Here is a 7695-nt window from a genome sequence, read left to right on the forward strand (position 1 = left end):
TGTATAACAAAGAAATAATTTTCTAGGCAGAAATAGAATATATATGAAAAAGACACCCCGTGAAAAAACGACTTTGGTCCTGCCCCGAAGGGGACAGACCCGGCCGGTGGAGTTTTTTCGCGGGGTGTCTTTTGATTATCGTTCTAGCTGCTGACTAGAAATTATTTTTTGTTATAGTCACCAAACCATTTATCATAGATTTTTTGGTATGTGCCATCTTCTTTAAGTTCTTTAAGAGCTTTGTTAACAGCGTCTTGCAATTCTTTGTTGCCTTTTTTCACGCCCAAAACTATACCTGGGGCTTTAGTAGGTTCGCCTACGAGTTTAAGGTCTTTGTCAGCACCTTGTTTTAGGTAGTACATAGCAACTGCGTTATCGATGATAGCGCCATCGATTGTGCCAGCTTTTAGTTCCATAAAGATATTGGAGTTGGAGTCCATTTCTTTTACTGTTGTGTTAGGAATAGCTTTTGCCATGTCTACAGGAACAGTACCGATTTGAACGCCTACAGTTTTGCCAGCAAGTTCGTCCATGTTATGGATAGACGTGTTGTCTTTACGAACAACTGTGATGAAACCGCCTTGGTCAAAGTAAACATCGGAGAAGTCCAATGCTTTTTCACGTTCAGGAGTAGCGTTGATACCTGCGGCAATCATGTCGATGTCGCCAGATTGAACTGCTGGAATCAAAGCGTCGAAGCCCATGGATTTGAATTCCATTTTTAGGCCCAATTTTTTAGCGATGGCTTCGGACAAATCAACGTCGAAACCAACGTATTTATCGCCTTCAGTAAATTCGAATGGTGGGAATGTAGTTTCAGAACCTACACGTAACACACCAGCCTCTTGTGTCATTTTGCTTTTTTCGCTGCCACAACCAGCCAATAAACCCATAGCAGCAACAGCTACGAGTGCGATGGCTGTTAATTTTTTGAATTTAAACATAGTATCCTCCTCAAACACGATACAAACATATTAATCTGTTTCTATTGTACGGAATTTTGAACCAATAGGCAATAACATTGTATAATTAAAGGTACGTAAACAAATTAAGTACACGAAATGTACTTTTTACTAAATAAGGTCGATTATTTATACACATATTTAGGAGGACCTATGTCTCTTACTGAACAATTTTCCAGTGCTTCTGAAAGCTTCGCCCAAGAGGCTTTCACCATTAACTATACATTGGCGAAGAATCCAGAACTGTCTAGTCATGAATTTAAGTCTGTTAAGACAATCGGTGCTGTCCTTGAAAAATACGGTATTCCTGTGATCTATGAGTTCTGTCACTTGCCGACTGCCTTTAAGGCGTCTGTTGTGAAAGTAGATAATCCTAAAGGGCGTTTGGCGATTTTATGTGAATACGATGCGCTCCCAGATGTGGGACATGCGTGTGGCCATTGTGCTAGCGGATCTATGAGTGTACTAGCGGCTCTTGCATTGCATAAGATGCAGCAAGAAGGCGTAGCTTTCAACATGGACATCGACATCATTGGAACCCCTGATGAGGAAGCGATGGGCTGCAAGGTGGATATGTGCAACGCTGGTGTGTTCAAGGATTACGATTTTGCCATTATGGTGCATCTTGATGGCGAAGAAACGCGGCCGAATTCACAATTCTTAGCCCTTGATTGTTTCCGTGCTACATTCCACGGTAAACCGGCCCATGCGGCTGGTGAGCCTTGGAATGGCATCAATGCGGTAAACGGCGTGCAACTCGCCATCCATGCCATGGATATGCTGCGTCAACAAGTGCGTCCAGAGTCTCGCATCGGCACGTGGATTATTAATGGTGGTACCGCATCCAATGTCATTCCTGCGACTGGCGAATTAGAGGTTACCGTGCGTCATACAGAACGTGACTATTTGAACGGTTTATCTGAACAGATTAAAAAAATCTTTGAAGGCGCTGCCCTTTGTACAGGTACAACAGTAGATGTTGAGTTTTACGGAAATCCTTATGATGATATGAACCAAAACCATCGTGGCACACACCTCATCGAGGACGTGATGACCGATATGGGCCTTGATTTTGAACCAGGTCCAGCGGATATTGGGGGCAGTTCAGATATCGGTAATGTCAGCTATCAATGTGCCGCATTCCATCCTAAATTGCGCTTGGCTGGCCCAGATAAGGTGTGCCACGCCAAAGAATTTGCGGACGCTATGCTAGAACCAACCATTGAGCAAACCATTGTAGATGGAGCTAATATCATTGGGGGCACATTGTTGCGATTAGTAGAAAATCCAACTGTCTTAGAAGAAATTGTGGCTGAGTTTAATGCAACTAAATAATTCTCATCTACATATAATATTACTAAATAGTTTCTAGCTGATGGGAATAGCGCTAAATAAAATGTTTCCTGTATCTGTCTGGGGAACTGTAATATCGTAGATAGAATTCGTTGCCTCTTTCAGAATTACTGATAATAGATGATAAGGGAACATTGCCATTTACAAAACTCCTAATCTTGGTGAAATAGGCGCCCACCTCAATGTCGTGGTGATGGAGCGCCCAAACCACGTTATTTCCAGCGATGACAGGAATGTATTTAAACTCAAGATATTCAAATAAACTAGCTATGGTGATGCCGTCTGGTACGGTAAATTCTTCGCGATGATGACTCATATCATCGGCCGCACAAACGGCATCTCGATCGATTATTATATGCATATGATTTCACATCCTTTGAAATAGTCATTCTACAATCTTATGTGATTATCTATATTGTACATCAAGTAAAATTTATATTGTATTAAAGGAGGTTTTATGTCCTCGTCTGAACCATTAGATATTAAAAATTATATAGGTCTTACTGGTGATACGCCCATTCGATTCATCGCGTCCGACGTGGATGGCACTTTAGTGAACGACGCGAAATTCGTAGATCCAGAGGTGGTCAATGCGGTTCGTGCCGCTCGTGAAAGCGGTATCCGCGTGGCCATCGCATCGGGCCGTGCGTGGCATGAGATGGATGATGTCATTGATGCCATGCCGTGCTTGCGCTATTTTGTGTGCACCAATGGCACCTATGTCATGGATAAAGAAGAACAAAAGGAACTCGTTCACATTTCCTTTGATAAAACGCGTGCCGTAGATTTAGTACGAAAACTAATGACCTACGGTGTGTTTGTAGAGGCTTATGTGAAAGCCGAGATTTTCGGTCAATACCCTGTTGTTGGTAATGAGATAGCGCAAGTAGAACATTTCTTTAGACCGAATATTAGACCTTTCATTTTAAAAACACGTACCATGGTGCCTGATTTATTGGCACATCTAGAATCTTTGCTAAAAGGACCGGAGAAAATCCAAATCTTTTACGGCGATGAATGTATACGCGAACGCATCCTAGCTGATTTGCGAGATGAATTCCAAGGGGCTGCCATAGATGGAAAAGGCCGAGAACGTTTTTACGATGTCCTTGAATCTAGCGAGGGCAATTTAGAATTTGTACTCCCTCATACGACAAAAGGCACGGCCGTAGAGGCCTTGGCTAACCATTGGGGCTATACGCCTGACGAGGTGATGACCATCGGCGACAGCGAAAATGATCTATCCATGATTCGCTTTGCCAGCGCCAGCGTGGCTATGGGAAATGCACGAGATAATGTGAAAGCTGCCGCCCGTTATGCGACAACGGATAATAACAATTATGGCGTTGCTCGTGCGCTCTATTCAGCTATTGCACATAATCGTGAGCTGGAAAATAAATAGAAATACTAAGTGGCTAATAGAAATACTAAGAGGCTAATGGAAATAGTAAGCGGATAATGGATAGATACTATATCTTATGATTGATAAAGAGGTGATGAAGTATGGGCAATCTAAAATTTGATATAGACGATACTTGCGTTAAATGTGGGGCCTGCGCTGAGGATTGTCCTGTTCAATGCATCACAGAAGGAACTACAAAATTTATCATTGGTAAAGGATGTATTAGTTGCGGCGATTGCTATTCAATTTGTCCTGTCGGGGCCGTACAAATGCATAAGCTGTTTAAAGATAGAACAGGCCTGTAGTAATGTAAAATGGGTGTGTGTAATAGACCTGCTAAAAATTAGAACAGGCCTGTAGTAATCTGAAATGGGTATGTGTAATAGGCCTCCTGAAAAATAGAACAGGCCTGTAGTAATCTGAAATGTGTGTGTAATAGGCCTTTAAAAAAATAGAACAGGCCTGTACTAATCTGAAACGTGTGTGTATAATAGGCCTTTTAAAAATAGAACAGGCCTGTTCTATTTTTAAATAGGCATGTGAAAGGATGACCTTGAACTATCAGGATCAGAAATGTATTAGAAATCCGAACGATAAAAAGTAATGTATAACTTTCATACGGAATATATGGAGTCCATATACTTCGTATGGTATAATGAAATGTAATGAAATTTAGCGTTTTGCTTGTTAAAACGCACCCCCAGTACAGGAATGTATGGACATTATAAATTGGTGAATATACTTTCACAAATAGATGCATACGGAGGAACTATGGAAAACAAGGAATTTGTTATTGTTGTCGATTTCGGCGGTCAATATAATCAGTTGATTGCACGCCGCGTTCGTGAAAATCATGTATACTGCGAAGTATATCCATACAACAAAGCATTAGAAAAAATTAAGGAATTGAAGCCGCAAGGTATCATCTTCACTGGTGGCCCTAACAGCGTGTACGAAGAGAATTCCCCTAAAATTGAAAAGGAAATCTTTGAACTTGGCATTCCAGTTCTTGGCATGTGCTATGGTATGCAATTTATGGCGCATACATTGGGTGGCGAAGTTAAATCTGCGGACAACCGTGAGTTTGGTAAAACACCTACTAAAGTGGATACTACATCTTCATTGTTCAAAGGCTTGGACGAAGAACAAGTTGTTTGGATGTCCCACGTTGATTATGTAGCAAAAGTTCCTGAAGGGTTCGAAATCATTGCGCATACAAAAGACTGCCCTGTTGCATCTATGCAAAATAAAGAACGCAAATTATACGCTATGCAATATCATGCAGAAGTATTGCACACTGAACATGGTAAAGAAATGCTTCACAACTTCTTGTATGAAGTATGTGGTTTCACAGGCACATGGACTATGGCAAACTATGCAAAAACTGCTATTGAAGAAATCCGTAACACTGTAGGCGATGGTAAAGTATTGTTAGCATTGTCTGGCGGTGTAGATAGCTCCGTTGCGGCAGCTCTTATTTCTAAAGCTGTTGGCGACCAATTGACTTGTATCTTCGTTGACCATGGTTTAATGCGTAAAAACGAAGGCGACGAAGTTGAAGCAGCTTTTAAAGATTCTGGCATGCATTTCATCCGCGTCGATGCAGAAAAACGTTTCTTAGATAAATTGGCTGGTCTTGAAGATCCAGAAGCGAAACGTAAAGCTATCGGCGAAGAATTTATCCGTGTATTCGAAGATGAAGGTCGTAAAATCGGCTCCGTTGACTTCTTGGCGCAAGGTACAATCTACCCTGACGTTATTGAGTCCGGTACTGGTGAAGCAGAAGTTATCAAATCTCACCACAACGTAGGCGGGTTGCCTGCAGTTGTAGACTTCAAAGGCCTTATCGAACCATTGCGTAATCTCTTCAAAGACGAAGTGCGTGAACTTGGTTCTGAATTAGGCTTAGCTGATTACCTCGTATGGCGCCAACCATTCCCAGGTCCTGGTCTTGCTATTCGCGTAATGGGCGAAATCACGAAAGACAAACTCGACATCTTGCGTGATGCGGACTACATCTTCCGTGACGAAATTGCAAAAGCTGGCCTTGATCGTAGTATCAACCAATACTTTGCAGTATTAACATCTACACGTACTGTAGGCGTTATGGGTGACTTCCGTACATACGATTACACATTGGCATTGCGTGGTGTAACAACAACAGACTTTATGACTGCTGACTGGGCGCGCATCCCTTACGACGTATTGGACACAATCTCCCGTCGTATCGTAAACGAAGTACAACACATCAACCGTATCGTGTACGATATTACATCTAAACCACCTGCTACAATTGAGTGGGAATAAAAATTAGAACAACATCGTATTTAAAGAATACATATACAAAGGCCTTTCATCGTTATGGTGAGAGGCCTTTTGTGAAAGTAGTAGTTGCTCTAATTTATTTTGTTGTTGCTAGTAGATATCTTTAAGGAAATAAGGGTATGGAAACTATAAAAGAATTTTTAGTTAGTGACATATATTTAGATATTATAAAAGAACTAGGTGTCGACAACTTTAATCAAGACGTACAAAGTGTTGAAGTAGAAGAGCTAAAAAATCGATTAAGACAGAGACAATTCTTACTAGAAGGCTTTAATTGTAAGGTGCTTTCAGAAAAAGAGATGGTGCAGTTTTACGCGCAAATGATAGAAGAATATGGAAAAGATATTATCGTTTGGTCTAAAAAGTTTTTGCAATATAGTGACGATACTATTGAGGAGTATCCTGATGGAGAATTTCCAAAAGGAGAGAAAATATCTGAGGAGGATGTATCAACTACAATTGAAATAGGAAAATATTCTAAAATGAGTATTGCTTTGTATATAATTGAGTTCGATCTCTTGAAGAACCATCAAGAGATAGTAGCTGACTATTATAAAAGATTGGGCATTTCTCGGGCCGCGAAATATGCAAAAGACATAATAGCATTTTATAAAGAGGTTTTTACTTTAGGTATTTAAATATTAATGATTGAGAGCTGTTTTGTTACAGCCCCTTTTATGTTATACAAAAAAATTGGTATACTGATTTTAAGTTATAGATTTTGGTTAAACAGTTGTTTGAAAATAGAGGTCCTATGAAAACGACAAAATCTTTTGGCGAGTATCCCAAATATTCTCTCCATGATGCAAGGGTCCAAAAAATAGCATACGCAGATGGTAATTTAACTTTTACCTTTGATTATATTTTTTCTTATGAGAATGGTGATGAACAAACTCATAAGGCCAAGATTGTATTTGAGAAATGTGATGTTGATGATCTAGAAATTCTCGTCTTTAATAGTACAATATGTAAATGATACTCTAAGAATGTACAAAAATGATGATATAAGAATGTACAATTTTGATTGTATCACCGATACTATAGTTGAGGTGATAACAACATGCAATACGTATACGCTATTAACAGTTCATTTACTGTAACATCATTATTAGACTTACCAATGTTAAGAGACATTCTGGAGGCTTGCAATTTGAAACCTAATTATAGTTTACTAGGTCGTGAATTAGGCTATGATAGACGCACCATAAAATCTCATTATGAAAATGGAACGCCTGATCCACATCGTCATAAACCATCTATGATTGATAAATTTTATGACGTAATACAGACTTTATTATCTGATGATACACCCCAACAATTTTATTATAAGCGTGTCTTGTGGCAATACTTGGTAGATAACCATGGACTCACAGCTGCTTACTCTACATTTCGCGGTTATATTTTAAAGATACCAGTATTTCAATCCTATTTTGATAGAAAACATACATCGCCTAGTATGCAGCATACGATTCGTTTTGAAACCGCACCAGCTGAACAGGCTCAAGTTGATTGGAAAGAGAATATTAAATTCCTATTGCATGATGGCACACACATAACTTTTAATATATTGCTGATGACATTAGGCTATTCTAGATACAAATTAGCAAAGGTCACTTTCGATAGAACTACTGAAACACTACAAGATACATTGGT

At 39.8% G+C, this 7695-nt stretch carries 7 protein-coding genes and 2 pseudogenes; 7 read left to right on the top strand and 2 right to left on the bottom strand.

All coding sequences use genetic code 11. From position 1 onward, the window contains the following. Positions 1-161 precede the first annotated feature (161 nt). On the bottom strand, positions 162-944 hold the full coding sequence (locus HMPREF1504_RS01245; protein WP_038122738.1) for a basic amino acid ABC transporter substrate-binding protein: 783 nt from the start codon (positions 942-944) through the stop codon (positions 162-164). Between the two features lie 171 nt (positions 945-1115). Between HMPREF1504_RS01245 and HMPREF1504_RS01250 the strand changes: the two genes are divergently transcribed. After that, on the top strand, positions 1116-2297 hold the full coding sequence (locus HMPREF1504_RS01250; RefSeq protein ID WP_038122740.1) for an amidohydrolase: 1182 nt from the start codon (positions 1116-1118) through the stop codon (positions 2295-2297). 52 nt (positions 2298-2349) lie between these two features. On the opposite strand, the gene HMPREF1504_RS01255 is transcribed toward HMPREF1504_RS01250, so the two are convergent. Then, entirely contained in the window at positions 2350-2676 is a 327-nt protein-coding gene (locus HMPREF1504_RS01255) for a hypothetical protein (RefSeq protein ID WP_038122741.1), read from the bottom strand. A gap of 96 nt (positions 2677-2772) precedes the next feature. On the opposite strand from HMPREF1504_RS01255, the gene HMPREF1504_RS01260 reads away from it, so the two are divergent. The 6 genes and pseudogenes from HMPREF1504_RS01260 to HMPREF1504_RS01285 all read left to right on the top strand — a co-directional run. Next, the gene (locus HMPREF1504_RS01260) at positions 2773-3717 is read left to right on the top strand and encodes a Cof-type HAD-IIB family hydrolase (protein WP_038122744.1); all 945 of its coding nucleotides are present in this window, start codon (positions 2773-2775) and stop codon (positions 3715-3717) included. 101 nt (positions 3718-3818) lie between these two features. Beyond that, on the top strand, positions 3819-4022 hold the full coding sequence (locus HMPREF1504_RS01265; protein ID WP_038122747.1) for a 4Fe-4S binding protein: 204 nt from the start codon (positions 3819-3821) through the stop codon (positions 4020-4022). 466 nt (positions 4023-4488) lie between these two features. Continuing rightward, complete coding sequence (guaA, locus tag HMPREF1504_RS01270) at positions 4489-6024, top strand: glutamine-hydrolyzing GMP synthase (RefSeq protein WP_038122749.1); 1536 nt, start codon at positions 4489-4491, stop codon at positions 6022-6024. A gap of 137 nt (positions 6025-6161) precedes the next feature. Continuing rightward, positions 6162-6680, top strand: coding sequence for a hypothetical protein (locus HMPREF1504_RS01275; RefSeq protein ID WP_038122752.1), 519 nt, complete (start codon positions 6162-6164; stop codon positions 6678-6680). A 116-nt stretch (positions 6681-6796) separates the two neighbouring features. Beyond that, positions 6797-7009, top strand: a pseudogene (locus tag HMPREF1504_RS01280) (hypothetical protein); the annotation flags it as partial. 93 nt (positions 7010-7102) lie between these two features. After that, a pseudogene (locus HMPREF1504_RS01285) lies at positions 7103-7695 on the top strand (IS21 family transposase); the annotation flags it as partial.

Source organism: Veillonella sp. ICM51a, assembly GCF_000524355.1.
GTDB classification, from domain to species: domain Bacteria; phylum Bacillota; class Negativicutes; order Veillonellales; family Veillonellaceae; genus Veillonella; species Veillonella atypica.